The sequence below is a fragment of the Gordonia phthalatica genome (genome assembly GCF_001305675.1).
GTDB classification, from domain to species: Bacteria; Actinomycetota; Actinomycetes; order Mycobacteriales; family Mycobacteriaceae; genus Gordonia; species Gordonia phthalatica.
The window spans coordinates 2954219-2980486 of record NZ_CP011853.1 but is presented as its reverse complement, the minus strand read 5'-3'; the positions used below and the strand labels follow the sequence as shown (position 1 = coordinate 2980486).

Annotated in this window: 26 protein-coding genes; 17 read left to right on the top strand and 9 right to left on the bottom strand. The window is 68.7% G+C overall.

All coding sequences use genetic code 11. The features are described from left to right. Positions 1 to 14 precede the first annotated feature (14 nt). Positions 15 to 416, bottom strand: a complete 402-nt coding sequence (locus ACH46_RS13835) for a type II toxin-antitoxin system PemK/MazF family toxin (RefSeq protein WP_062393444.1) — start codon at positions 414 to 416, stop codon at positions 15 to 17. Then, a complete protein-coding gene (locus ACH46_RS13830; protein ID WP_062393443.1) occupies positions 413 to 1081 on the bottom strand; it encodes an alpha/beta hydrolase family protein in 669 nt (222 codons plus the stop codon). The genes ACH46_RS13835 and ACH46_RS13830 overlap by 4 nt, the downstream gene beginning before the upstream one ends. 165 nt (positions 1082 to 1246) lie before the next feature. Here ACH46_RS13830 and lepA point away from each other — a divergent pair, with 165 nt between their 5' ends. The 8 genes from lepA (at position 1247) to ACH46_RS13790 (ending at position 11202) form a co-directional block, all read left to right on the top strand. Further along, entirely contained in the window at positions 1247 to 3100 is a 1854-nt protein-coding gene (lepA, locus tag ACH46_RS13825) for a translation elongation factor 4 (RefSeq protein ID WP_120298732.1), read from the top strand. Positions 3101 to 3103: 3 nt separating this feature from the next. Continuing rightward, complete coding sequence (locus ACH46_RS13820; protein ID WP_062393442.1) at positions 3104 to 5152, top strand: M3 family metallopeptidase; 2049 nt, start codon at positions 3104 to 3106, stop codon at positions 5150 to 5152. Between the two features lie 100 nt (positions 5153 to 5252). Then, positions 5253 to 5453 (top strand): hypothetical protein, encoded by a 201-nt coding sequence (locus tag ACH46_RS13815; RefSeq protein WP_062393441.1) that lies wholly within the window; start codon positions 5253 to 5255, stop codon positions 5451 to 5453. A gap of 207 nt (positions 5454 to 5660) precedes the next feature. Continuing rightward, the gene (locus ACH46_RS13810; protein WP_062395418.1) at positions 5661 to 6689 is read left to right on the top strand and encodes a sulfate ABC transporter substrate-binding protein; all 1029 of its coding nucleotides are present in this window, start codon (positions 5661 to 5663) and stop codon (positions 6687 to 6689) included. Continuing rightward, positions 6686 to 7516: a sulfate ABC transporter permease subunit CysT gene (gene cysT, locus ACH46_RS13805; RefSeq protein WP_062393440.1), complete on the top strand. Its 831-nt coding sequence runs from the start codon at positions 6686 to 6688 to the stop codon at positions 7514 to 7516. The genes ACH46_RS13810 and cysT overlap by 4 nt, the downstream gene beginning before the upstream one ends. A gap of 3 nt (positions 7517 to 7519) precedes the next feature. Continuing rightward, on the top strand, positions 7520 to 8440 hold the full coding sequence (cysW, locus tag ACH46_RS13800; protein WP_062393439.1) for a sulfate ABC transporter permease subunit CysW: 921 nt from the start codon (positions 7520 to 7522) through the stop codon (positions 8438 to 8440). Between the two features lies 1 nt (position 8441). After that, positions 8442 to 9440, top strand: a complete 999-nt coding sequence (locus ACH46_RS13795; RefSeq protein ID WP_062393438.1) for a sulfate/molybdate ABC transporter ATP-binding protein — start codon at positions 8442 to 8444, stop codon at positions 9438 to 9440. A gap of 136 nt (positions 9441 to 9576) precedes the next feature. Continuing rightward, positions 9577 to 11202 (top strand): AMP-binding protein, encoded by a 1626-nt coding sequence (locus ACH46_RS13790; protein ID WP_062393437.1) that lies wholly within the window; start codon positions 9577 to 9579, stop codon positions 11200 to 11202. Positions 11203 to 11218: 16 nt separating this feature from the next. Here ACH46_RS13790 and ACH46_RS21975 read toward each other — a convergent pair whose 3' ends face one another. The 6 genes from ACH46_RS21975 to ACH46_RS13760 are packed head-to-tail and all read right to left on the bottom strand — an operon-like array spanning position 11219 to position 17078. Next, positions 11219 to 11611 (bottom strand): PIN domain-containing protein, encoded by a 393-nt coding sequence (locus tag ACH46_RS21975; protein ID WP_062393436.1) that lies wholly within the window; start codon positions 11609 to 11611, stop codon positions 11219 to 11221. Further along, on the bottom strand, positions 11611 to 12339 hold the full coding sequence (locus ACH46_RS13780; protein WP_062393435.1) for a sirohydrochlorin chelatase: 729 nt from the start codon (positions 12337 to 12339) through the stop codon (positions 11611 to 11613). The genes ACH46_RS21975 and ACH46_RS13780 overlap by 1 nt, the downstream gene beginning before the upstream one ends. Before the next feature lie 16 nt (positions 12340 to 12355). Continuing rightward, positions 12356 to 13678, bottom strand: coding sequence for a sulfate adenylyltransferase subunit 1 (locus tag ACH46_RS13775; protein WP_062393434.1), 1323 nt, complete (start codon positions 13676 to 13678; stop codon positions 12356 to 12358). Further along, complete coding sequence (cysD, locus tag ACH46_RS13770; protein WP_062393433.1) at positions 13678 to 14613, bottom strand: sulfate adenylyltransferase subunit CysD; 936 nt, start codon at positions 14611 to 14613, stop codon at positions 13678 to 13680. Before cysD ends, ACH46_RS13775 begins: the two co-directional genes overlap by 1 nt. Beyond that, entirely contained in the window at positions 14610 to 15353 is a 744-nt protein-coding gene (locus tag ACH46_RS13765; protein WP_062393432.1) for a phosphoadenylyl-sulfate reductase, read from the bottom strand. Before ACH46_RS13765 ends, cysD begins: the two co-directional genes overlap by 4 nt. A 9-nt stretch (positions 15354 to 15362) precedes the next feature. Further along, positions 15363 to 17078: a nitrite/sulfite reductase gene (locus ACH46_RS13760; protein WP_062393431.1), complete on the bottom strand. Its 1716-nt coding sequence runs from the start codon at positions 17076 to 17078 to the stop codon at positions 15363 to 15365. A 332-nt stretch (positions 17079 to 17410) separates the two neighbouring features. On the opposite strand from ACH46_RS13760, the gene hemW reads away from it, so the two are divergent. Continuing rightward, positions 17411 to 18634 carry a radical SAM family heme chaperone HemW gene (hemW, locus tag ACH46_RS13755; RefSeq protein WP_062393430.1) on the top strand — a complete coding sequence of 408 codons (1224 nt, stop codon included), beginning with the start codon at positions 17411 to 17413 and terminating at the stop codon, positions 18632 to 18634. A gap of 59 nt (positions 18635 to 18693) precedes the next feature. Here the strand turns inward: hemW and ACH46_RS13750 are convergent, their stop codons facing one another. Next, positions 18694 to 19125, bottom strand: coding sequence for a type II toxin-antitoxin system VapB family antitoxin (locus ACH46_RS13750; protein WP_062393429.1), 432 nt, complete (start codon positions 19123 to 19125; stop codon positions 18694 to 18696). A 79-nt stretch (positions 19126 to 19204) separates the two neighbouring features. Here ACH46_RS13750 and hrcA point away from each other — a divergent pair, with 79 nt between their 5' ends. From hrcA to ACH46_RS13710, 8 genes are all read left to right on the top strand, one after another. Next, a complete protein-coding gene (gene hrcA, locus ACH46_RS13745) occupies positions 19205 to 20242 on the top strand; it encodes a heat-inducible transcriptional repressor HrcA (RefSeq protein ID WP_062395416.1) in 1038 nt (345 codons plus the stop codon). A gap of 34 nt (positions 20243 to 20276) precedes the next feature. Beyond that, the gene (dnaJ, locus tag ACH46_RS13740) at positions 20277 to 21428 is read left to right on the top strand and encodes a molecular chaperone DnaJ (RefSeq protein ID WP_062393428.1); all 1152 of its coding nucleotides are present in this window, start codon (positions 20277 to 20279) and stop codon (positions 21426 to 21428) included. Further along, positions 21425 to 22177: a 16S rRNA (uracil(1498)-N(3))-methyltransferase gene (locus tag ACH46_RS13735; protein WP_062393427.1), complete on the top strand. Its 753-nt coding sequence runs from the start codon at positions 21425 to 21427 to the stop codon at positions 22175 to 22177. The genes dnaJ and ACH46_RS13735 overlap by 4 nt, the downstream gene beginning before the upstream one ends. A gap of 7 nt (positions 22178 to 22184) precedes the next feature. Continuing rightward, entirely contained in the window at positions 22185 to 22943 is a 759-nt protein-coding gene (locus tag ACH46_RS13730) for an alpha/beta hydrolase family protein (protein WP_062393426.1), read from the top strand. A 97-nt stretch (positions 22944 to 23040) separates the two neighbouring features. After that, a complete protein-coding gene (locus ACH46_RS13725) occupies positions 23041 to 24081 on the top strand; it encodes a PhoH family protein (RefSeq protein WP_062393425.1) in 1041 nt (346 codons plus the stop codon). Beyond that, a complete protein-coding gene (ybeY, locus tag ACH46_RS13720; protein ID WP_062393424.1) occupies positions 24078 to 24620 on the top strand; it encodes an rRNA maturation RNase YbeY in 543 nt (180 codons plus the stop codon). Before ACH46_RS13725 ends, ybeY begins: the two co-directional genes overlap by 4 nt. A gap of 12 nt (positions 24621 to 24632) precedes the next feature. Beyond that, the gene (locus ACH46_RS13715; protein ID WP_062395414.1) at positions 24633 to 25961 is read left to right on the top strand and encodes a hemolysin family protein; all 1329 of its coding nucleotides are present in this window, start codon (positions 24633 to 24635) and stop codon (positions 25959 to 25961) included. Continuing rightward, positions 25948 to 26268, top strand: coding sequence for a hypothetical protein (locus ACH46_RS13710; protein ID WP_062393423.1), 321 nt, complete (start codon positions 25948 to 25950; stop codon positions 26266 to 26268). The genes ACH46_RS13715 and ACH46_RS13710 overlap by 14 nt, the downstream gene beginning before the upstream one ends.

Below are 26268 nucleotides of genomic sequence, written 5' to 3'. Positions count from 1 at the left end.
GCGGGCCTCCCGACCTACTGCCAGCCGAACCGGTCGCGCAGGACGTCGGCGACGGCGTCGAACCGTGCCCGTTCCACGACGGCGCCCTCACGGCGGATGCTGTCGTCGTCGATCCGCAGGACCCGGTCCAGGCGCACATAGCTGTCGCGGTGCTCACCGTCCCACGCGCCCGCCCCGATCGGATACCAGTCGTCGTCCCCGCGGTGATAGTCCTGGCTCGACAGCATCAGCCCCAGCACGAACCGGCTGTCGTCGCGGCCCACGACGAGGACCGGGCGGTCCTTGCCCTGCGTCGGGTCCTCCTCGAACGGCACCCACGTCCACACCACTTCGCCGGGGTCGGCGTCGCCGTCCAGGTCGGGGGAGTAGGAGACGGTGCGCGCGAAATCGCGAGTCGGGTGTCCGGGTGTGCTCATCGGTTCGTGCTCCGTTCGGTGGCGAGCGGCAGCAGCCACTCGGTGACGGCGTCGGCGGTCAGTTCGCCGACACCGCTGCGGTCGGGTTTCAGACTGTGGTCGGCTTTCTCGACGTCGATCAGGCGGACCGGTGCGGTGAACAGGGTCAGTGCGTCGGCGAACTCGTCCGACGTCCCGAACGCGTCGGACCGGCCGTGCACGATCAACGTCGGTGCCGTGATGTCGGGCAGGTGCTCGGTCCTCGCCTTCTCCGGCTTGCCCGGCGGATGCAGGGGATAGGAGGTCAGAAGCAGCCCGTCGACCAGGTCGCGATCCTCCGCCGCGACCATCGACGCCTGTCGACCGCCGTACGAGTGACCGCCGATGATCAACGGGCCGTCGGCCACCTCGCGGAGTGCGGCGACCGCCGCGCGGATCCCGTCCCGGTCGCGACCGGCCTTCGACGGCGACGGCGGCCCCTTCGGGCGATCCTGCCGGTAGGGGAGATCGATCCGGGCGACGGCGAGCCCACGCCCCACCAGCGGTTCGGCGACCGCCCTCAGGATCGCCGCATCGCGATTCGATCCGGCACCGTGCGCCAGAATCACCAGCCCCCGCGCATCCGGCGGACACCACACGTCCGCCGCCACCGTGTCCTTCTCGACCGTGAACCGTTCCCCGCTCATGAAGGTCGAGCGTAGGCGAAAACCTGATGGGTCCGAGCCCTCTGAGGGCCCTGATCCTTCAAACGTTCACCGCCCGGGCTGCGGCGAGGTGAAGCACGGCGCTCGCTCGTGCGAAACTGGAGGGCGATCTGTACCGGGCCCCACCCGGGACCCGCCGCGCAAGGAGTGAGTGAGATTCCCAGCTTCGCTGACAAGACGTTCACCGACCCGTCGAAAATTCGGAACTTCTGCATCATCGCGCACATCGACCACGGCAAATCGACGCTGGCCGACCGCATGCTGCAGCTGACGGGAGTCGTCGAGGAACGCCAGATGCGCGCGCAGTACCTCGACCGCATGGACATCGAACGTGAGCGCGGCATCACCATCAAGGCGCAGAACGTCCGCCTCCCCTGGAAGGTGGGCGACGAGGAGTTCGTCCTCCACCTCATCGACACGCCCGGGCACGTCGACTTCACGTACGAGGTCTCCCGCGCCCTGGAAGCGTGTGAGGGTGCGATCCTGCTGGTCGACGCCGCACAGGGCATCGAGGCGCAGACGCTCGCCAATCTGTACCTGGCGATGGAGAACGACCTCACCATCATCCCGGTCCTCAACAAGATCGACCTGCCCGCCGCGGACCCCGACCACTACGCCGCCGAGCTCGCGCACATCGTCGGCTGCGAACCCGAGGACGTCCTCCGCGTCTCCGGCAAGACCGGTGTCGGCGTCCCCGAACTGCTCGACGAGGCCGTCCGTCAGATCCCGGCACCCGTCGGCGACCCGGACGCCCCCGCCCGCGCCATGATCTTCGACTCCGTCTACGACACCTACCGCGGCGTCGTCACCTATGTCCGCGTGGTCGACGGCAAGATCGTCCCGCGCGAGAAGATCGCCATGATGTCCACCGGCGCCACCCACGAACTCCTCGAGGTCGGCATCGTCTCCCCGGAACCGAAGGCCAGCGCAGGCCTCGGCGTCGGCGAGGTGGGCTACCTCATCACCGGCGTCAAGGACGTCCGCCAGTCGAAGGTCGGCGACACCGTCACCACCGCCCGAAAGGGCGCCGAAGAGCCGCTCACCGGCTATCGGGAACCGCACCCGATGGTCTACTCGGGCCTGTATCCGCTCGACGGCTCCGACTACCCGGTCCTGCGTGAGGCGCTGGAGAAGCTGCAGCTCAACGACGCCGCCCTCACCTACGAGCCGGAGACGTCGGTGGCGCTGGGCTTCGGTTTCCGCTGCGGCTTCCTCGGCCTGCTGCACATGGAGATCACCCGCGAGCGGCTGGAGCGGGAGTTCAACCTCACGCTCATCTCCACCGCACCCAACGTGGTGTACCGGGTGATCATGGACGACGGGACCGAGCACATCGTCACCAACCCGTCCGACTGGCCCACCGGCAAGACTCGGTCGATCTTCGAGCCGATGGTCCGCACGACGATCATCGCGCCCAGCGAGTTCATCGGCGCCATCATGGAACTCTGCCAGTCCCGCCGCGGTGAACTCGGCGGCATGGACTACCTGTCGGAGACCCGCGTCGAACTGCGCTACAAGCTGCCGATGGCCGAGATCATCTTCGACTTCTTCGACTCCCTGAAGTCGCGCACCCGCGGCTACGCGAGCCTCGACTACGAGGAGTCGGGCGAGCAGGAAGCCGATCTGGTGAAGGTCGACATCCTGCTGCAGGGCGAGGCCGTCGACGCGTTCAGCGCCATCGTCCACAAGGACGCCGCCTACGGCTACGGCAATAAGATGGCGCTCAAGCTCAAGGACCTGATCCCGCGTCAGCAGTTCGAGGTGCCGATCCAGGCCGCCGTCGGCTCCAAGATCATCGCGCGCGAGAACATCCGCGCCATCCGCAAGGACGTCCTCGCCAAGTGCTACGGCGGCGACATCAGCCGTAAGCGCAAGCTGCTCGAGAAGCAGAAGGAAGGCAAGAAGCGGATGAAGACCATCGGTCGCGTCGAGGTCCCGCAGGAGGCCTTCGTCGCCGCGCTCTCGACCGATGAGCTGGGCGACAAGCCGAAGGGGAAGTGACCGATGGCCGCTGACGGACAGCTCAATCCCGTTCTCGCGCACTCGGATCTGCCGTACGAGCTGCCGGACTTCGCGTCGATCAGCGACGACGACTTCCTGCCCGCGTACACCGTCGCCCTGGCCGAGCACCTCGCCGAGGTGGACGCCATCGCGACGTCGGGCGAGGTGCCGACCTTCGACAACACCATCGGCGCCCTCGAAGCGGCCGGCGGTGCGCTGAACCGCGCCAACGGGATCTTCTTCAACATGGAGGGCCCCGACACCAACCCGCAGCGCGCGGCCATCGCGCAGGAATTGGCGGTCCGACTGACCGAGCACGGCAATGCGATCGCGATGAACCCGCACCTGTTCGCGCGGATCTCGGACCTCTACGACCGCCGCGCCGACCTCGGCCTGTCGGAGGCGCAGTCCCGGCTGCTGGAGGACCGCTACCGCGACGCCATCCGCGCGGGTGCCGCCCTCGACGCGGCCGGACAGGCACAAATGCGGGAGATCTCCGGACGCCTCGCGACCCTGACGACCGACTTCGGGCAGCACCTGCTCGACGACACCAATGCGTCGGCCGCGCACTTCGACGACGCCGCCGCCCTCGACGGCCTGTCCGCGTCGGAGATTGCGGCGGCCGGTCGTGCCGCCGAAGCCGCCGGGCAGAGCGGCTACCTGGTGGCGCTGGAGCTGCCGACCAGCCAGTCGTCGGTCGCCAAGCTCACCGACCCGCTGTCCCGGCAGAAGGTCTTCGACGCTTCGATGAACCGCTGCGCCCGTGGCAACGAGTACGACACCCGCGCGATGATCCTGGAGATCGTCACGCTCCGCGCCCGTCGCGCCGCCCTCCTCGGCTACGCCTCGCACGCCGAGTACGTGATCGACCGGGCCACTGCGCCGTCGCCCGCCGCCGTCGCCGACCTGCTCACCGAACTCGCCACCGCCGCGATGCGCGCCGGTGAGGCCGAGCTCGATCGGCTCGCCGACCGTGCCGGACATCCGCTGACCGCCGCAGACGTCACCTTCTACCTGGCCGCCGACCAGCGCGCCCGCGCCGCGGCCGACGGTGACACGGACGTGGACATCGCCGACTTCGAGAACTACTGCGAACTGAACGCCGTCATCAACGACGGCGTCTTCGCCGCGGCCGGGCAGCTGTACGGCCTGAGCTTCGTCGAACGCGACGACCTCGTCGGCTACCACCCGGACGTGCGCGTGTGGGAGGTCAGTCGCGAAGGGGAGGGCATCGGCCTGTTCCTGGGCGACTACTACGCTCGCCCGTCCAAGCGGGGCGGCGCGTGGATGAACAACATCGTCGACCAGTCGCACCAGCTCGGGACGTCGCCGATCATCGTCAACGTCCTGAACCTCACCAAGCCCGAGCCCGGCCGCCCGTGCCTGCTCTCGCTGGATCAGCTCACCACGATCTTCCACGAGTTCGGTCACGCGATCCACGGGCTGCTGTCGTCGGTCGACTACGTCTCGCAGTCGGGCACCTCGGTCCCGCGCGACTTCGTCGAGTTCCCGTCGCAGGTCAACGAGATGTGGGCGCTGCATCCCGACGTCGTCGGCCGCTACGCCCGCCACCACGAGACCGGCGAGCCGGCGCCGCAGGCACTGCTCGACGCCGTCCGCGGTGCAGGCGGTACCGAGTCGGCGCACTCCACCATCGAATATCTGGCGGCCGCCGCCCTCGACCTGGCCTGGCATCGCCTGACCGAGGCCGAGATCCCGACCGACGTCCTGGCGTTCGAGGCGCAGGCGCTCGCCGACGCCGGACTCGCCTCCGACCTGATCCCGCCGCGCTACCGCAGCACCTACTTCAACCACGTCTTCGGCGGCGGCTACTCGTCGGCGTACTACTCGTACATCTGGTCGGAGATCCTCGACGCGGAGACCGAGCAGTGGTTCCTCGCGGGCGGCGGCCTCAAACCGGCCCTCGGCGCGGCCTTCGCCGACGCGGTGCTCTCGCGTGGTGACAGCGTGAACCCCGTCGAGGCGCACGCCGCCATGATCGGACATCCCGCGCGGATCGAACCGCTCCTGGTTCGCCGCGGGCTGGCCTGATCGGACCGGCGTGAGCGCCGTCGCAGCGGCCTGACGAGTAGGGTTTCAAATCAGTGTGGGCGTAACCGCGTGCGCGCGGCGAAGATGAGGTGATCGAAGGATGAACGGCATTCTGTCCTGGTGGGACGGAGTGGAGGAGTGGCTCACCGGGCTGCCCTTCATACCCCAGTTGATCGTCACCGCACTCGTCCTGATCCCCCTCGCAACCCTCGCCGCGTACGGCGTGAATTACCTGGTGGGGACACTCTTCTCCAAGCTCGGCCGCGCAGAGGCCGACGATGATCACGGATTGGGAATCTGAGTCGATGTTTCGTTCCAAAGTCACGCTGGCTCTGATCGCCCTGCTGGTCCTCGTCGTGATCGCCTGGTTCTTCCTCCGCTAGCACATCGGTTCGCGTCCGGCGGCGTCGTCGCGACCGCCCGCCGGAGACCGTTGAGACCGACCGGCGGTCGCGGTTAGGTTCATCCGGTGAGTACGGGAACCAACACGCGGGCACGGACCGCGACGATCGCTGTCGCGGTCGTCGTCGCACTCGTCGTCGCGTTGACCGGATGCGGCGGCGGGTCCACCGACCGTCCGGGAGGCAACGACATCTCGTCGGGCAGCCGACACCTGAACCTGGTGGCCTACGCGACGCCGAAGATCGGTTTCGACACCGTGATCCCGGCGTTCCGCAGCACCCCCGAGGGCGGCGACATCGGCTTCTCGCAGTCGTACGGCGCGTCCGGCGACCAGTCGCGCAAGGTGGCCCGCGGGCTCCCCGCCGACGTCGTCAACCTGTCCGTGGAACCCGACGTCACGCGCCTGGTGAAGGCGGGCGTCGTCGACGAGGACTGGCAGAAGCAGGCGCCGCACGACTCGGTGCCGTTCGGCTCCGTCGTCGCGCTGGTCGTCCGCAAGGGCAACCCGAAGAACATTCGCACCTGGGACGACCTCCTGCGGCCCGGCGTCGAAGTGGTGACCCCGAATCCGGGCAGCTCCGGCTCCGCGAAATGGAACCTCCTGGCGCCGTACGCGGCCAAGAGCGACGGCGGCAAGAACCCGCAGGCCGGTCTCGACTACATCACCAGCCTGGTCCGCGACCACGTGTCCGTGCTGCCGAAGTCGGGCCGCGAGGCGACCTCCACCTTCCAACAGGGGCAGGGCGACGTCCTGATCAGCTACGAGAACGAAGCGATCATGCTCTCTCGCAAGAACGCCGAAGCCCCGCCCGCCGACCGGATCGACTACGTGGTCCCGTCGACCACCTTCAAGATCGAGAACCCGGTCGCCGTCGTCAACACCAGCAAGGACGAGGACGCCGCCCGCGCCTTCGTGAACTTCCTGTTCTCGCCGCGCGGCCAGACGCTGTGGGCCGAAGCCGGATTCCGGCCCGTCGACTCGACCGTCGCCGCCCGGACCGCGCACCTGTTCCCCGGGAACATCCGCAAGCTGTGGACCGTCGCCGACCTCGGCGGGTGGAAGAAGGTCGACAAGCAGCTCTTCGGGAACGACGGCGCGATCAGCAAGATCTACCAGAAGGAGGCCGGCCGATGACCGCCCCATCCGCCGTCACGACGTCGTTCGCGCCGCGCCGCGGCTGGCGTCCGGACGGCCCGCTGTCCCTCGGCGTCACCGGACTGTGGCTGTCGATCATCGTGCTGCTGCCGCTGGCCGCGATCGCCGCCATGAGTTTCGACGACGGCCCCGCAGGCTTCTGGGCGGGCGTCACCGACTCCGCAGCGTTGCAGACACTCGGCATCACCCTGGTGATCTCCCTGCTGGTCGCCGCCGTCAACGTCGTCTTCGGCACCATCATCGCCTGGGTCCTGGTCCGGGACGAGTTCCCCGGCAAGAGCGTCGTCAACGCGATCATCGACCTGCCGTTCGCGCTGCCGACGATCGTCGCCAGCCTGGTGCTGCTGTCGCTGTACGGACCCAACAGTCCCTTCGACATCCACCTCGCCGCCACCCAGCCCGGCGTCGTCCTCGCGTTGACGTTCGTGACGCTGCCGTTCGTCGTCCGGCAGGTACAGCCGGTCCTGATGGAACTCGACACCTCCGTCGAGGAGGCCGCCGCCGTCCTCGGCGCCAGCAACCGCGTGATCTGGGCGAAGATCGTTCTGCCCGCCCTGCTGCCGTCGATCCTGTCCGGAGCGGGCCTCGCGTTCACCCGCGCGATCGGCGAGTTCGGCTCGGTCGTCCTCATCGGCGGCAACATCCCGGGCAAGACGCAGGTCGCCTCGCAGTACATCCAGCAGCAGATCGAGGTCGACGAGCCGGTCAACGCGGCCGCCGTCTCGGTGGCACTGCTCCTCATCGCGTTCGTCGTGCTGTTCGTGCTGCGCGTGATCGCCAAGGTCCAGATCCGTCGGGAGGGCTGAAGAATGATCGTCTCGCGTCTGACTCGACTGACGCTGCGCACCATCGCGCTGGTCTACCTGCTGGTGCTGCTCGTGGTGCCGGTGACGCTGATCTTCTGGAGGTCGTTCGAGCACGGTCTCGGCCAGTTCTGGGACTGGATCACCACGCCCGCCGCAATCTCGGCACTCCAGCTGACGGTGCTCATCGTCGTGATCGTGGTGCCGCTCAACGTGATCTTCGGCGTCCTCACCGCCCTCGCCCTGGCCCGCGGCCGGTTCCCCGGCAAGGGACTCCTGCAGTCGGTGGTCGACCTCCCGTTCGCGGTGTCGCCGGTGGTCGTGGGCGTGGCCCTGATCGCGCTGTGGGGGAGCAGCGGCTGGTTCGGCGGCGTCGAATCGCTCGGCTTCCGCGTCATCTTCGGGATCCCCGGCATGGTCCTCGCGACCATCTTCGTCACCCTGCCGTTCGTCGTGCGCGAGGTGGAGCCGGTGCTCCGCGAGATCGGCACCGAACAGGAGGAGGCCGCGGCCACGCTGGGGGCCACCGGCTGGCAGACCTTCTCGCGTGTCACCCTGCCCGCCATCCGCTGGGGCCTCACGTACGGCGTCGTCCTGACGATCGCCCGTGCGCTCGGCGAGTTCGGCGCCGTCACGATGGTGTCGTCGAACTTCCCGGGCGTCTCGCAGACGCTGACGCTGCTGGTGAACTCGCGCTACACCGACGACTACAACGAGTACGGCGCGTACGCGGCCGCCACCCTGCTGATGCTCGTCGCGATCCTGGTGCTCGTCGTCATGACCCTGATCGAACGCCGAGCCAAGGGCAAGCTCGTCGAGGCGAGCGAGGAGACCATCAAGGCCGTCTCCGCCCAGCGTGCCGCCGAGGACGCGGAGTCCCCGGCCCCCGAGCCCGTTCTGACCACTGCCGCAGGCAAGGAGAACTGACATGTCCATCACGGTGACCGGCGCCAACAAGCGCTACGGCGATTTCGCGGCGCTCGACGACGTCTCCATCGACATCCCGCAGGGCTCGCTGACCTCCCTGCTCGGGCCGTCGGGGTCGGGCAAGTCGACGCTGCTGCGCGCCATCGCGGGACTCGACCACCTCGACTCCGGCACGGTCCGCATCAACGGCGTCGACGTGTCCGGCGCGTCGCCGCAGCAGCGCGACATCGGCTTCGTCTTCCAGCACTACGCCGCGTTCAAGCACCTCACCGTGCGCGACAACATCGCGTTCGGCCTCAAGATCCGCAAGCGGCCCAAGGTCGAGATCAAGGCGAAGGTCGACGAGCTGCTCGACATCGTCGGTCTCACCGTCTTCCAGAAGCGGTACCCGGCGCAACTCTCCGGCGGCCAGCGACAGCGCATGGCCCTGGCCCGCGCCCTCGCCGTCGATCCCAAGGTGCTGCTGCTCGACGAGCCCTTCGGCGCCCTCGACGCCAAGGTGCGCGAGGACCTCCGCAAGTGGCTGCGACAGCTGCACGATGAGATGCACGTGACCACCGTCCTGGTGACCCACGATCAGCAGGAGGCGCTCGACGTCTCCGACCGCATCGCCGTGCTTAACAGGGGTCGGATCGAGCAGGTCGGCGCACCCGACGACCTCTACGACCGTCCTGACAACGTCTTCGTCGCGTCGTTCCTCGGCTCCGTGTCGCGGCTCAACGGCGAGCTGGTCCGCCCGCACGACATCCGCCTGGGCCGCTCGCCGGAGATGGTGTACCCGCCCGCCGACACCGCGCTCGACACCGGCGTCATCAAGGCGACCGTCAAGCGTGTGGTGAACCTCGGCTTCGAGACGCGAGTGGAGCTGATCGCCGCGGCGACCGGTGACGAGTTCTTGGCCCAGATCACGCGCGGCGACCAGAACGCACTCGGTCTGGTCGCCGGTGAGGAGATCTTCGCCCGCGCCACCAAGGTCCCGGAGCTCGACCGACGGCACTGAGTGTGAGCGTGGATACCGCACGTCGCAGTGAGACGACCGCTCGTCGCACAACGTGCCGAACCCCCATGGCACTGAGTGCCATGGGATTATGATGTTCTCGTCACACTGCAACCAGGAATCTCGAAGAGGTCACATCATGACGCTGCCTACCCGTTCCGGACTCGACACTCCTCTCACGCCGCTCCGGTTCCTGGAACGCGCCGCGGAGGTGCACCCGGGCAAGGAGGCCGCAGTCGATGGCGACCGCCGCATCACCTACGGCGACCTGGCGGCGACGGCCACGCGACTGGCGAACGCCCTGCGTGCGTCCGGCATCGCGGGGGGAGAGCGGGTGGCCTACCTGACATCGAACTCCATCGAGATGCTCGTCGCGCACTACGCGGTGCCGCTCGCGGGCGGCGTCCTCGTGGCGATCAACACCCGCCTGGCGCCCGCCGAGGTCGAGTACATCTGCAATCACTCCGGTGCCAAACTCCTCGTCGGCGATCCGGCCCTCCTCGCGTCCGTCGCCGACATCGACTTCCAGACCGTCGGTGAAGTGGTGCAGGCGCCGGAGCAGGACGGCACGTACACCGGGTCCGGCACCCGCTACGACGAGCTGCTGGCCCGCGGCGACGACACCCCGATCGCGTGGGAGGTCGCCGATGAGAACACCGTCATCACGCTGAACTACACGTCCGGGACCACGGGTAAGCCGAAGGGCGTCATGTACACCCATCGCGGCGCGTACCTCGCCTCGCTCGGCAACGCGATGACGCAGGGTTTCACCGCGAACTCGCGGTACCTGTGGACGCTGCCGATGTTCCACTGCAACGGCTGGTGCGGCCCGTGGAGCCTGACCTCCGTCGCGGGCACGCACATCTGTCTGCGTGCGGTGCGCGGTGAGGACATGTGGCGCCTCATCGACACCGAGAAGGTGAATCAGATGAGCGGCGCTCCCACCGTGCTCACCACGCTCGCGACCGCGGGCGAAGCACACGCGATGGACCGCCCGCTGTCGATCGCGACAGCAGGCGCGCCGCCGAGTCCGACCATCATCCGCGCCATCGGCAATCTCGGCATCAAGATCATCCACGTCTACGGCCTCACCGAGACCTACGGTCCGTACTCGGTCTGTGAGCCGTCGGACGGATGGTCGGACCTGTCCGCCGACGAACTGGCGGTCAAGATGTCGCGCCAGGGCGTCGGCATGCTGACCGCCGATCGCCTGCGCGTGGTGCTGTCGGAGCAGGCCGACGACGGCTCGCTGGTCGACGTCGCCCCCGACGGCGTGCAGATGGGTGAGATCGTGATGCGCGGCAACGTGGTGATGAAGGGCTACTACGAGGATCCGGAGAAGACGGCGGAGGCCTTTGCCGGCGGCTGGTTCCACTCGGGCGACCTGGGGGTCATGCACCCCGACGGGTACGTCCAGCTCCTCGACCGCGCCAAGGACGTCATCATCTCGGGTGGCGAGAACATCTCCACCATCGAGGTGGAGCAGGCCGTTCTGAGCCATCCGTCGGTCCTCGACGTCACCGTCATCGGTGTCCCCGACGAGAAGTGGGGCGAGCGCCCGAAGGCCTTCGCGGTCCTGCGGCCGGGCGCTGAGCTCACCGAAGCCGAGGCGATCGCCCACGTGAAGAGCCAGATCGCCTCGTACAAGGCGCCGCGCGAAGTGGAGTTCGTCGACGATCTTCCCAAGACCTCGACCGGCAAGATTCGTAAGAATGAGCTTCGGGACGCAGCCTGGGGTGGTGCCAAGGTGCGGATCAAGGGCTGACGGGGCGACTGCGTTGTCACGGGAGCAATGTCGGCGCAGTTCCGTCTCGAAGTCGCAGAATTTCGAAGTGCTTCCGGTCCAGTGTCGCGATCAGGCGGGTCCGGTAGACATCGGCGAGCACGATGTTCGCCGCGTCGGCGACGCCTATCGGAACCGCGGTCACGCGGGCGGCGGCGACCGCCGCCCTGATCGGTATGCGCGCCGCCAGCATCGGCAAGGAGCGTGACGCGCACAATCCGGTGCTCGCGGCGCTGCTGATGGCGTCGGCGTAGAAATTCCGGTCGCACGATCGGCGAGCGGGGTGGGAATCGACGAGAACGTCTGTGTCCCAGCAGAACTCACGATCGTCTCGATGCACCGCTTGCTCGCTTCGCTCCCAGGCGGCACTCGACAAGCCGGGGAGGGCCATCAGACGACAGTGTGCACCGAGTCGACGGCGGCCGCGGCGTACAACCGCGTCACCGCACCGATCAGGCACGCGTGCTCGGCGACGGGACCGGCGACGATCATCGGAACGTTCATGGCGTCGAGGTAGCGCTCCACGCGATCGCTCAGCAGACCGGCCGACAGGAACAGTGGACTCACCGCGATCCGCTCGGCGCCGGCGGCTGCCAACGACCGGACGGCGGCGCGCACGGCAGCACCGTCGCGCCCGAAGCGTGTCGCGAAGAGCGTGTGGACCGGCAGTCCGATCACGCCCGACAGTTCGTGGCCGCGCTCGATCACCGAGGCGTCGCTGCCCGGATCCGACGATCCGACGGCGGTCATCAGCACGCCGTCACGCGGGGAGAGGCCGGACTCGACGAGTCGGTCGGCGAGCGCCGGCACGGGGGAGTATCGCCCGACGACCGGTGTCTGCCGCACGCGGAGCGACGGATTCGCCGCCGCGGCGTCGGCGATCAGGGCGGGAAGATCCACCTTGCTGTGGAAGCCGTCGCCGAACAGCAGCGGCACCGCCACGACCTCCCCCGTGAGGTCGGCGAGCACGTCGGCGACCAGGGGAGCGGTGAGGTCGAGATACGCCAATTCCACCCGCACGCCCGGCAGTGCGACGCGCACCGCGTCGACCACGCGGCGCGCGGTGATGTCGAAGCGCGGATCGCGGCTGCCGTGCGCGACGAGCAGAAGCGTGGACATCAGAGCGGGGCCGACATCAGAGCAGGGCCGGAGCGGACAGTTTCAGCGACTCCAATGCGTCGCCGATCAGGCCGGCGCCGAGGGTGTTGCCGGTCTGCGGTTCGATCAGCAGGAAGCTGCCGGAGTCGCGGTCGACGGAGTAGTCGTCGGCGGCGATCGGCTCCGCGGTCAGCAGCGAGACGCGGCCGATCTGGTTGAGCTCCAACGACTCCGGCGCGTCGACCAGGGCGAGGTTCTGCTCGTCGAACGTGGCGTCGAGCGAACCGATGATCGCCTGCGTGGTCTTGGTGCCGTGCTTCAGCAGCAGTCGGGCGCCCGGACGCAGCGGCTTCTCGGCCAACCAGCACACCGTGGTGGTGAACTCCTGGGCGGGCTCGGGAGCATCGGCGGCCGACGCGATCAGGTCGCCGCGCGAGATGTCGATGTCGTCCGCGAGCAGCAACGTGACGCTGCGGCCCGCGTGCGCGGTCTCCAACTCGCCGTCGGCGGTGTCGATCTTCGCGACGGTGGTGCGCTTGCCGGACGGCTGAATGACGACCTCGTCGCCGACGGACACGCTGCCCGCCGACACCAGGCCGGCGTACCCGCGGTAGTCCGGGTATTCCGCGGTCCGGGGGCGGATGACGTACTGCACGGGGAAGCGCAGGCCGACGTTCCCGCGGTCGAGTTCGTTCGGCACCGTCTCCAGGTGCTCGATCAGCGTCGGGCCGTCATAGTACGGCGTGTTCTCGGAGCGGATCGCGACGTTGTCGCCGAGCAGCGCCGAGACCGGGATCTCCTGCACCTGATCGGGTACGTAGCCGAGCGCCCCGGTGATCTCCTTGAACTCCGCCGACACGGCCGCGAAGACCTCGGCCGGGTTCTCGACCAGGTCGATCTTGTTGACGGCCAGCACCAGTCGCGGCACGCCGAGCAGCGCCATCACGGCGGCGTGGCGGCGAGTCTGCGCGACGACGCCGTTGCGGGCGTCGACCAGCAGGATCACCAGCTGCGCGGTGGACGCGCCCGACACCGTGTTCCGAGTGTACTGGACGTGGCCGGGGGTGTCGGCGAGGACGAACGACCGCTTCGGCGTCGCGAAGTAGCGGTACGCGACGTCGATCGTGATGCCCTGCTCGCGCTCGGCGCGCAGGCCGTCGACCAGCAGCGACAGGTCGGGGGTGTCCATGCCGCGGTCCACCGACGCCTTGGTGACGGCGTCGATCTGGTCGGCGAGCACCGACTTGGTGTCGTAGAGCAGGCGGCCGACGAGCGTCGACTTGCCGTCGTCCACGCTGCCCGCAGTCGCGATGCGGAGCAGATCCGCGTTGTCGCGCTGGGCGAGGTTGTGGTCACTCATCAGAAATATCCTTCGCGCTTGCGGTCTTCCATGGCTGCCTCGGAGACGCGGTCGTCGCCGCGGGTGGCACCGCGTTCGGTCAGTCGCGAGGCGGCGACCTCGGCCAGCACGGCCTCGTTATCGGTGGCGTCGGAGAGAACGGCACCGGTGGTGGAGCCGTCGCCGACGGTGCGGTAGCGGACCATGCGGGTCTCGACGGTCTCGCCCTCGCGGGGGCCGCCCCACGGGCCGGCGGTCATCCACATGCCGTCGCGCTCGTAGACCTCGCGCTCGTGCGCGTAGTACAGCGGAGCCAGCAGCACCTGCTCGCGGGCGATGTAGCGCCACACGTCGAGCTCGGTCCAGTTGCTCAGCGGGAACACGCGTACGTGCTCACCCGGAGCGTGGCGACCGTTGTACAGGTTCCACAGTTCCGGACGCTGACGCTTCGGATCCCACTGACCGAACGCGTTGCGCAGCGAGAAGATCCGCTCCTTGGCGCGGGCCCGCTCCTCATCGCGACGGGCGCCGCCGAACACCGCGTCGAAGCGGCCCTCGCTGATGCCGTCGAGCAGCGGGATGGTCTGCAGCGGGTTGCGGATGCCGTCGGGACGCTCGGTCAGGCGACCGTCGGCCAGGTACTCCTCGACGCTCGCGACCTTCAGCCGCAGGCCGTGGCGTTCGACGATCTCGTCGCGGAACTTGATGATCTCCGGGAGATTGTGGCCGGTGTCCACATGCAGCAGCGTGAACGGCAGCGGGGCGGGCCAGAAGGCCTTCAGCGCCAGGTGCAGCAGCAGGGTGGAGTCCTTGCCGCCGGAGAACAGGATCACCGGTCGCTCGAACTCGCCCGCCACCTCGCGGAAGATGTGGATGGCCTCGGACTCGAGAGCGTCCAACGTCGTGAACGACGAGGCGTTCGTGGTCTGGAGGTCAGTGCTTTCAGTGATGGTCATGACGCGTGCAACCCGCATTCTGTCTTGGCGCTGCCGGCCCAACGGCCGCTGCGCGGATCGGCTCCGGCGGCTGGTTTGACGGTGCAGGGTGCGCACCCGATCGAGGGGTAGCCCTCGTCGACCAGCGGATTCACCAGGACGCCGTGGGTGTCGATGTACTCCTGGAACTGCTCGTCGCTCCACGCGGCGAGCGGATTGATCTTGACGATCCCGAAGGCGTCGTCGAACGAGATCAGCGGCGCGTTGGCGCGGGTCGGCGCCTCCACGCGGCGGATGCCGGTGACCCACGCGCGGTACGGCTTCAGCGCACCGCGCAGCGGAACCACCTTGCGGAGGCGGCAGCACTCGCCCGGCTCGCGGCTGAACAGGTCCTTGCCGAGAAGCTGATCCTGTTCGGCGACGGTGTTCTCCGGGGTGACGTTCAGCAGCTCGAGGTCGTAGACCTGCGCGACGGCGTCGCGCGTGCCGAGCGTCTCCGCGAAGTGGTAGCCGGTGTCCAGGAACAGCGCCTTCAGCTTGCCGCCGACGGTCGCCTTGTCCTCGATCGCCTTGTCGGCGACGTCGATCAGGACCGCGTCCTGCATGTTCGCGGCGATCACGAAGTCGGGGCCGAAAGTCTCGGCCGTCCAGCGGAGGAGCTGCTCGGCGCTGGCGTCGGGGCCGAGCTCGGCGGCGCCGTTCTCCGCGATCGCCCTGAGCTCGTCGGTGTCGAAGCCGGTACTGGTTTCGGTGACTGTCATTTCACTTCCTCACTGCAGGTCCGCGTCGTCGGCGCGGGCCACCCACTGTGCGAAGCGCTCGTTCTCCTCGCGCTGGGCGATGTAGTTGCGAACGACGCGCTCGATGTAGTCGCCGAGGTCGGCCGAGAGCACCTTGTGCTGGCGGACCTTGCGACCGAAGCCGAGGTCGGCGCCCAGGCTGCCGCCCAGGTGGACCTGGAAGCCCTCGGCCTTGGTGCCGTCCGGCTGCTCGATGAGCTGACCCTTGAAACCGATGTCCGCGGTCTGGATGCGGGCACAGGAGTTGGGGCAGCCGTTGAGATGGACGGTGACCGGGACGTCGAGCTGCGAGTTCAGGTCGGCCATCCGCTCCTCCAGCTCGGGGAGCAGGGCGATGGCGCGACGACGCGTCTCGACGAACGCCAGCTTGCAGTACTCGAGGCCGGTGCAGGTCATGATGCCGCGACGCCACGGCGTCGGGTTCACGGGCAGGCCGAGCTCCTCGAGGTCGGCGACCAGCTGGTCCACCTTGTCCTCGTCGACGTTCAGCACGATCAGCTTCTGGTACGGCGTGGTGCGGACCTCGCTCGCGCCGGCCCGCTCGACGGCGTCGGCCAGCTGCAGCAGCATGGTGCCCGAGACGCGACCCGAGACCGGGGCGGCGCCGACGGCGAACTTGCCGTTCTTCAGCTTCTGCACGCCGACGTGGTCGCGGACCTTGGTGACCGGCTCGGGTGCGGGGCCGTCGAGCAGCTTGCGACCCAGGTACTCGGTCTCCAGGACCTCGCGGATCTTCTCCGGGCCCCAGTCCTTCACGAGGAACTTGAAACGGTTCTTGCTGCGCAGGCGGCGGTAGCCGTAGTCGCGGAACAGGCTGGTGACGGCCTCCCAGACGTCGGGGACGTCTTCGAGCGGAACCCAGGCGCCCAAGCGGACGGAGAAGTGGGGGACGGTCGAGAGGCCGCCGCCGACCCAGAGGTCCAGGCCCGGACCGTGCTCGGGGTGGTTGACGCCGACGAACGCGATGTCGTTGATCTCGTGCGGCAGGTCCTGCAGACCCGACACCGACGTCTTGTACTTGCGCGGCAGGTTCGCGTACTCGGGCTTGCCGATGTAGCGGCGGACGATCTCGTCGAGCGCCGAGCTCGCGTCCAGGACCTCGTCGACCGCGAGGCCGGCGAGGGGGGAGCCGAGCATGCCGCGGGGGCAGTCGCCACAGGCCGAGGTGGTCTGCATGCCGACCTCGCCCAGGCGACGCCAGATCTCCGGGACGTTCTCGATCTCGATCCAGTGGTACTGGAAGTTCTGCCGGTTGGTGATGTCGAGGGTGTCGCGGGCGAAGTCACGCGAGATGCCGCCGATGGTGCGCAGTCGGTCCAGATCCAGGATCTGGCCGTCGGCACGGACACGCATCATGAAGTACTGCGATTCCAGCAGGTCGGCGTTGTCGTCGCCGGTGAACGTGCCGTCGTAGCCCTCGGTGCGCTGCGTGTACAGCCCCATCCAGCGGAAACGGCCGCGGAGGTCGTTCTTGTCGATCGCGTCGTGACCCAGCTCGGCGTACAGGTCGTTGATGCGGCCGCGGACGTTGAGCGGGTGGTCGTCCTTCTTGAACTGCTCGACCGGGTTCTGCGGCTCCCGGTAGCCGAGCGCCCACTGCGCTTCGGTCTTGCGCTTGGTGGGACGCGCACGCTTCCGCGGCGCCTCGGTGGCCGGCGCGGTGGTCTGGGGCGGGGTGATCGTCATCAAAACTCCTGAGCGCACCGCCCAGCGGGCAGCACGAAACGGTTGGGCTGAAATCAGGTGTGACGGGTGTCGGCGTCCTCAGGGATCCGCGGGCTGTGCGGACTGGGTGGGGACTGGTCAGCGGGTGACCGCTGCGGTCGAACCGTCGGTCAGAGCCGACAGAATGCGCTGCAGACGCGCTTGAGATCGATGTGCCGCCGTTCGGCGAGCCACACTCCTGAGGAAGTCACGAGAGCCATGGTGCCATGGCCGAGGCCAAGCCGTCTACTTGCGGTTATTTTATTTCACGCTGAGATTAATACTCTTGACAGGACGTGCGTCATCATGGATGAGTGATTGACAGACGCGCCCCCGAAGAGCTCTCCGACGATGCTCTGGCGGCCCTCTCCGGCGCCGACGCCACCCGACCGCTCAGCCTGTACCTCCACGTCCCGTTCTGCGCGACGCGCTGCGGGTACTGCGACTTCAACACGTACACGGCAGGCGAACTCGGCAGTTCGTCGTCGCCGCAGAGCTGGATGGAAGGCGTCCGCGCCGAACTCGATCACGCGTCGTCGCTCCTCGACTCCGGTCGACCCGTCTCGACGATCTTCGTCGGCGGCGGCACCCCGTCGCTGCTCGGCGGCGACGGTCTCGCCGACCTCCTGGGTGCCGTACGTCACTCCTTCACGCTCGCTCCCGGTGCCGAGGTGACCACCGAATCGAATCCCGAGTCCACCTCGCCGGAGTTCTTCACGACTCTTCGCGAGGCCGGATTCACCAGGATCTCGCTCGGCATGCAGTCCGCCGCCACCCACGTGCTCCGCGTGCTGGAACGTACGCACACGCCCGGCCGCGCGCTCGACGCCGCCCGCGAGGCGGCGGCCGCAGGCTTCGAGCACCTGAACCTCGATCTCATCTACGGGACGCCGGGGGAGCGCGACGAGGACCTCGACGCGTCGCTCGACGCCGTGCTGTCGGTTCCCGTCGACCACGTGTCCGCGTACGCGCTGATCGTCGAGGACGGCACCCGCTTCGCCCGCAAGGTGCGCCGCGGCGAGGTCCCCATGCCCGACGACGACGTCCTCGCCGCCCGCTACGAGATGATCGACGCCCGACTGACGGCCGCCGGCATGAGCTGGTACGAGGTGTCGAACTGGGCGCGCGCCGACTCGGTGGGCATGCCGATCCCGGACTCGGTCTGCCGCCACAACGAGGCCTACTGGCGCAGCGACGACTGGTGGGGCATCGGCCCCGGCGCGCACTCGCACGTCAACGGCGTGCGCTGGTGGAACCAGAAGCATCCGGCCACCTACTCGGCGTCGCTCGCAGCCGGCTCGCTCCCGATCGGCGGTTCCGAGATCCTGTCCGACGACGATCGCCACACCGAGGCCGTCATGCTGCGGTTGCGGATGCGTGACGGGCTCGCGGCCGCCGAGCTGAGCGTCGACGAGCGCGGACGCGCCGACGACGCCGTAGCGAAGGGGCTGTTGGTCTCCGACGGGGAGCGCTACGTGCTGACCGACGCCGGCCGTCTGCTCGCCGACGGGATCACGCGCGACATCCTGGTGGACTGACCCAGCCTGCGGCGGCCTCGATGCGCTCCTTCGTCGCTCACTCGACCAGCAGGGTGGGCCTAATCCAACCGGTGTGCGCCGCCGCGACGACGGCGACTGGGATGCACCGCGCGGCCGACGGGCGGGATGGGGGACGTCGTCTCGACCGGCGACTCACCGGACCCGACGGCCGGTCCGACCGCCCCCGCCGCGAGGCGCTCGTCCAAGTCCAGCAACCTCGCGTGGATGATCGTCCGATTCCGGAGCGCGGAGCGGACCGCGCGATGCAGTCCGTCCTCCAGGTACATGTTTCCCTCGAACAGGACGACGTGCGCGAACAGATCGCCGTAGAACGTGGAGTCCTCCGACAGCAGCTTGTCGAGCGCGAGGACGGTGGTGACCGTCGTCAGCTCGTCGAGCCGGAATTGGCGCGGCGGGATCTGTGCCCACTCCCGCGGCGTGAGACCGTGCTCGGCGTACGGTTTGCCGTCGCGCACGCCCTTGAAGATCATCGCCGCCCTGGTCTTTCCGTCGGTTTCGTAGAATGGTCGTATCCACTGTAGGCAAAGTCTCGTGAGCGGAGGTGTCGAGTTGTCGTCGTCGACAGATGACAGGCGTTTCGAGATCCTGCGTGCCATCGTCACCGACTACGTCGACACGCAGGAACCGATCGGGTCCAAAGCGCTGGTCGAGCGCCACCAGCTGGGTGTTTCCAGTGCCACCGTTCGCAACGACATGGCGGTCCTCGAAGCCGAGGGCTACATCGCGCAGCCGCACACCAGCTCCGGTCGCATCCCGACCGACAAGGGGTACCGGACGTTCGTCGACCGCATCAGCGAGATCAAACCGCTGTCGGCCGCCGAACGTCGAGCCATCCTGTCCGTCCTCGACAACAGCGTCGACCTCGACGACGTCCTCCGCCGCTCGGTGAAGCTCCTCGCCCAGTTGACCCGCCAGGTCGCCGTCATCCAGTACCCAGTCCTGTCCACCGCGCGCGTCCGCCACCTTGAAGTGGTGTCGCTGACGCCGAGCCGACTGCTCCTGGTGGTCATCACCGACACCGGTCGGGTGGAACAGCGGATGGTGAACCTGGCCGCCGAACTCAGCGACGACCACTTCACGCTGGTGCGCGACATGTTCTCCGCCGCACTCGACGGTCAACGCCTCGAAGACGCGTCGGCGGCCGTCGCCGAACTCGCCAACTCCGCGCCGCCCGAGCTGCACGCGGTCGTCATCACCATCGCCACCGTCCTCGTCGAGACGCTCGTCGAACGTGGGGAGGACCGCCTGGTGCTGGGCGGGACGTCCAACCTCACGCGGTCGGCCGCGGACTTCTCGCAGTCCATGGGCGGCATGGACATCGTGCTCGACGCCCTCGAGGAGCAGGTCGTCGTCCTCAAACTGCTGGCCCACACCCAACGCACCGGTCAGGTGACCGTGCAGATCGGTGAGGAGACCAACACCGAGAACCTCCGGAACACCTCGGTCGTCTCGACCGGGTACGGTGCTTCGGGCACTGTCTTCGGCAGTGTCGGAGTGGTCGGTCCCACAAGGATGGACTACCCGGGAACAATTGCGTCCGTTGCGACGGTTGCAAAGTATGTCGGCGAGATCCTCGCCGATCGATAACTGATGTCTGTGATTGTGAAGGAACTACCTCACCGTGGCTAGTGACTACTACGGAATCCTGGGCGTGTCGCGAGGCGCGTCGGACCAGGAGATCAAGCGTGCCTACCGCAAGCTGGCGCGCGAGCTGCACCCCGACGTCAACCCCGACGCCGAGGACCGGTTCAAAGAAGTCACGACCGCCTACGAGGTCCTGTCCGACCCCGAGAAGCGTCGCATCGTCGACGCGGGCGGCGATCCGCTGGGCGGCCCCAGCGGCGGCTTCGGCGGCGACCCGTTCGGTGCCGGCGGCCTCGGCGACATCTTCCAGACCTTCTTCGGCGGGGGAGGCGGCGGCTTCGGCGGCGGTCGTGGACCGCGCGGCCGCGTGCGCCCCGGCGAACCGGCCCTGGTCGGCGTCAAGCTCGACCTCGAGGAGATCGCGGCGGGCGCGCGCAAGGAGATCACCGTCGACACGGCGATCCTCTGCGACACCTGCCACGGTGCGGGCACCCGCGACAACTCCAAGCCCGTCACCTGCGCCACCTGTAAGGGTGCGGGCGAGATCCAGGCCGTGCAGCGCTCGTTCCTCGGCCAGGTGATGACCGTCCGCGAGTGCCCGGAGTGCCGCGGTGTCGGCGAGACCATCCCCGATCCGTGCCTCAAGTGCGGCGGCGACGGCCGTGTCCGGTCGCGTCGCACCATGACCGTCAAGATCCCCGCCGGCGTCCAGGACGGCATGCGCGTCCGCCTCGCCTCGCAGGGTGAGGTCGGCCCCGGCGGCGGCCCCGCGGGCGACCTCTACGTCGAGATCTCCGAGAAGGCCGACGACGTCTTCGTCCGCGACGGAGACGACCTCCACTGCACCGTCCGCGTCCCGATGGTCGACGCCGCGCTCGGCACCGAGATCACCGTCGACACCGTCCTCGGCGGCACCGCGACCGTCGCCGTCGACGCAGGCACCCAGCCCGGCACCGTCGTCCGCGTCCGCGGCCAGGGCCTGCCGCATCTGAACTCCGGTGTGCGCGGCGACCTCCACGCCCACCTGGAGGTGGTGGTCCCGAAGAAGCTCGACGGCCACCAGTCCGAACTGCTGGGCAAGCTCCGCGAAGCCTTCGGCGAGGACGTCGAACTCGTCACCGCGAAGTCCAAGGCCGCCGAGAACGGCGGACTGTTCTCCAAGCTGCGGAACGCGTTCGCCGGCCGATGACACCCCCGCTCTTCTGGGTCGACGAGGTCCCGCGCGCCGGTGACACGGCGCTGCTCAGCGGCCCGGAGGGCAGGCACGCCGTCACCGTCACCCGCATCAAGGCCGGGGAGTCGGTGATCCTCGGCGACGGCCGCGGCACCACCGCCGAATGCGAAGTGGTCGACGTCGCGGGCAAGGACAAGCTGACCGTCCGCGCCGGACGGGTCGAGTTCCAGACCCGGCCCAAGCCGGTCGTCACCATCGTCCAGGCTCTGCCGAAGGCCGAACGCAGCGAGTTGGCCGTCGACCTGATGACCGAGGCCGGCGTCGACGCGATCGTGCCGTGGCAGTCGTCGCGGAGCATCGCCCGGTGGAGCGGAGCCAAGGCCGTCAAGGGCGTCGAGAAATGGCGCACCACAGCCGCGACCGCCGCCAAACAGGCCCGTCGCGCGTGGATCCCGGAGGTCGCCGACCTCGCGAACACCACCGACGTCCGTGCCCTCGCCGCCCGCGTGGTGGCCGACGGCGGCGTCGTCGCGCTGCTGCACGAGGACGGCGCCGTTCCGTTCCGGTCGATCCGCTTCGACGACGTCGGTGAGGTGGCCTTCGTGATCGGCCCCGAGGGCGGACTCGCCGACGCCGAGATCGCCGATCTCGCCGCACTCGGTGCACGCTCGGTGGTCCTGGGCCCCGAAGTCCTGCGGACCGCGGCGGCCGGCGCCGTCGCGCTGGGCGCGCTCGGCGCCGTCACCGACCGGTGGAGCCGGTAGCGACACGATGCGGCGCAAGAAGATCTTCTACGGCGATCACGACAGCACCTACGGTCACCTCTACCTGCCCAACACCGCGCCCGGCCAGTGCGCGCCCGTCGTCGTGCTGGTGCACGGCGGCTACTGGTCCAACGAGTACTCGCTGATCGTGTACTCCGCGGTCGCCGTCGACCTCGCCCGCCGCGGCGCCGTCGTCTGGAACGTCGAGTACCGGCGCGTGGAGGAGGAGGGCGGCGGCTGGCCCGGCACCGGTCGCGACGTGGTCGCGGCCATCAATGCGCTCGACGGTCCCGTCTCCGACCAGCTCGCGATGGACGGCCTCAAGTGCGACCGCAAGAACGTCGCCGTGGTCGGCCACTCCGCGGGCGGGCAGCTCGCCGTGTGGGCGGTCGCCCAGTTGAAGGCGCGTACCAGGGGATTCGCCGTCTCGACGGTGATCCCGCAGTCAGCGGTCCTCGACTTCACCGTCGGCGCCACCGACCGCCCGTCGGTTCAGCGGCTCCTCGGCGGGACCTACGCCGAGATCCCGGAACGCTACGCGGCCGCCTCGCCCGCGAGGCAGGAACCGTTCGACGCGCTCGTCGCCGCGATCCACACCGTCGACGACGAGTCGGTCCCCATCGAGATGAGCCGCCACTACGTCGCGGACGCCGCCGACCGCGGGCAGCGCGCGACCCTGTACGAGATCCCCGACGGCGGGCACAACGCCTTCCTCGACCTCAAGAGCGCCGCCCATAGGCAGACGTTGCGGGTACTCGGAATATGACCCGCACCGATACCCGGTCGCACCGTTGCACCTGCGGCGATAGACTCGAGAGAAGTACCCATACCGCCGACCGCACCACCTCGGGAGAGAAAACTTAGTGACTGACCACAACCGCGACGAATCCGTAGACGCCGTGGTGAGTTCGAATATCGAGGTTCCGCAGGACCTGGCGGTGCGACTTCTGGGGTCCGCCGACGTCAACCTCCGGATGCTGGAGACGCAGCTGCCCGCCCGGATTCACGTCCGCGGCAACCGCGTCACGCTGTCCGGTTCGGCCGCCGACGTCGCCGCCTCCGAGCGGGTGATGGAAGAACTGCTCCGCGTGGTCCGCGGCGGCACCACCCTCACCCCCGACCTGGTGCGGCAGAGCCTGTCGATCCTGGCCTCCGGCGACGCCGAGACCCCCGCCGACGTCCTCAGCCTCGACATCCTGTCGCGGCGCGGCAAGGTGATCCGGCCCAAGACGCTCAATCAGAAGCGCTACGTGGACGCGATCGACAAGAACACCATCGTATTCGGACTCGGCCCCGCGGGCACCGGCAAGACCTACCTCGCGATGGCGAAGGCCGTGCAGGCGCTGCAGGCCAAAGAGGTCAGCCGCATCATCCTGACCCGGCCGGCCGTCGAAGCGGGGGAGAAGCTCGGCTTCCTGCCCGGCACCCTGCACCAGAAGATCGACCCGTACCTGCGGCCGCTGTACGACGCCCTCCACGACATGATGGATCCCGAGGCCATTCCGAAGCTGATGGAGGCCGGCGTCATCGAGGTGGCGCCCCTCGCGTTCATGCGCGGCCGCACCATCAACGACTCGTTCATCATCCTCGACGAGGCGCAGAACACCACCGCCGAGCAGATGAAGATGTTCCTCACCCGCCTCGGGTTCGGCGCCAAGATCGTCGTCACCGGCGACGTCACACAGGTGGACCTGCCGGGCGGCAAGCAGTCGGGCCTGCGGGTGGCCGCTCGCATCCTCGACGGGATCGACGACATCCACTTCGCCACCTTGACCAGCGCCGACGTCGTCCGCCACAAGCTGGTGGCCGACATCGTCGAGGCCTACGGGCGCGCCGAGGAAGCCGGGAACCGGACCATGAGGCGCGAAGGACTGCGCCAGTCGAGCGGGGGCCGTCGCCGATGAGCATCGAACTCTTCAACGAATCGGGGATCGACGTCCCCGAACAGCTGATCATCGAGGCCGCGCGCTTCGCAATGCGCCGGATGGAGGTGCACCAGGGCGCCGAGCTCTCGATCCAGTTGATCGACTCCGACTCGATGGCCGAACTCCACGTGCAGTGGATGGACCTCCCCGGGCCCACCGACGTGATGAGCTTCCCGATGGACGAGCTCACCCCGGGCGGCCGCCCCGACGCCGACGATCCCGGCCCGGCGATGCTCGGCGACATCGTGCTGTGTCCGGAGTTCGCGGCCGAGCAGGCCAAGTCGCAGCGCCACAGCTTCGAGCATGAGCTCGCCGTCCTCACCGTCCACGGCGTCCTGCATCTCCTCGGCTTCGATCACGCCGAACCCGAGGACGAACGCGAGATGTTCGGTCTGCAGGGCCAGATCATCACCGACTGGTACTCGGCGCGCGACGACCGCAAACGCTTCCTGGAGCAGGCCGCCCGCGACACCCGACTGCTCGACAACATCGGATTCTCCGAGCGGGAGGGACGCTAGCGAATGTCGCCGATGCTCAGCGACATCGTCTATCTGTGCGTCGCTGCGCTGCTGACGATCCTGGCGGGAACGTTCGCCGCCACCGACGCCGCGCTCGCCACCGTCTCCGTCGCCCGCACCGACGACCTCCTCAAGGAGGGCCGCGCCGGTGCTCGACGACTCAAGGCCGTCATCGACCAGCGCGCCACCTACGTCGGACTCGCCGTCCTGCTGCGCGTGCTGTGCGAGGTCGCGGCCACCGCGCTGGTCGCCGTCGTCAGCGTCGACGCCCTCGGCAGCGGATGGGGCATCACCGTCACCGTCGTCGCGATGACCGTCGTCTCGTTCGTGGCAGTCGGCGTCGGTCCGCGCACGCTCGGCAGGCAGAACGCCTACTCCATCTCGCTGGTCGCCGCCCCGATCCTGACCGCCGTCGGCGTCCTGATGCGGCCCGTCACCCGCGTCCTGATCCTCACCGGTAACGCACTGACACCGGGCAAGGGCTACCGCAACGGCCCGTTCGCGACCGAAGTGGAGGTCCGCGAGGTGGTCGACATGGCGCAGGAGCGCGGCGTCGTCGACGCCGACGAGCGCCGGATGATCCAGTCGGTCTTCGAGTTCGGCGACACCGACGCCCGCGAGGTCATGGTGCCGCGGCCCGAGATGATCTGGATCGAGAACGACAAGTCCGCCGCGCAGGCCATGAGCCTGGCCGTCCGGTCCGGGCACTCCCGCATCCCGGTGATCGGCGAGAACCCCGACGACGTCCTCGGCGTCGTCTACCTCAAGGACGTTGTCGAACGCCTGCTGCCGCAACTGTCGAACGCGGCCAGCGGCATCACCGTCGGCGACGTGATGCGCGACCCCGAGTTCGTGCCCGACTCCAAACCGCTCGACGACGTCCTCGCCGACATGCAGGCCAAACGCAACCACATGGCGCTGCTGGTGGACGAGTACGGCGGCATCGCGGGCCTGGTCACCATCGAGGACGTCCTCGAGGAGATCGTCGGCGAGATCTCCGACGAGTACGACACCGACGAGATCGCGCCCATCGAGGAGATCTCCGACGGCGTCTACCGCGTCTCCTCCCGACTGCCGGTGGAGGACCTCGAAGAGCTCTTCGGCGTCGAGATCGACCTGGACCTCGACGACGTCGACACCGTCGGCGGCCTGCTGGCACTGCGCCTCGGGCGCGTCCCGCTGCCCGGCGCCAAAGTGAAGGTCGACGGCCTGCGGATGACCGCCGAAGGCGGACCCAACCGACTCGGCCGCCAGCGGATCACGACCGTCGTCGTGCGGCGCAGCAAGAAGGCCGTCGCCGCGGCCGACACCACCGAAGGGGACACCCATGACGCTCGATGACGAAGACGCCAAACTGCTGATCCTGGCGCGCGGCGCGGCCGGCCGCACCGGCGGCGGGCAGGGGGCCGCCGTGCGCGACACGGACGGTCGTACGTATGCCGGCGCCCCCGTCGAGCGCACCCATCTGACGCTGACCGCCCTGCAGGTGGCGGCCGCGACGGCCCTCGCCTCCGGCGCACCGGGCTTCGAGGCCGGTCTGCTGTTCGGCGGCAGCGCCGACGACGCGGGCATCGCCCTGCTGCACGAGATTTCCCCGGCCGCCACGGTGATCGTCACCGATCCCGCCGGCCATGTGAAGGAGAACTGA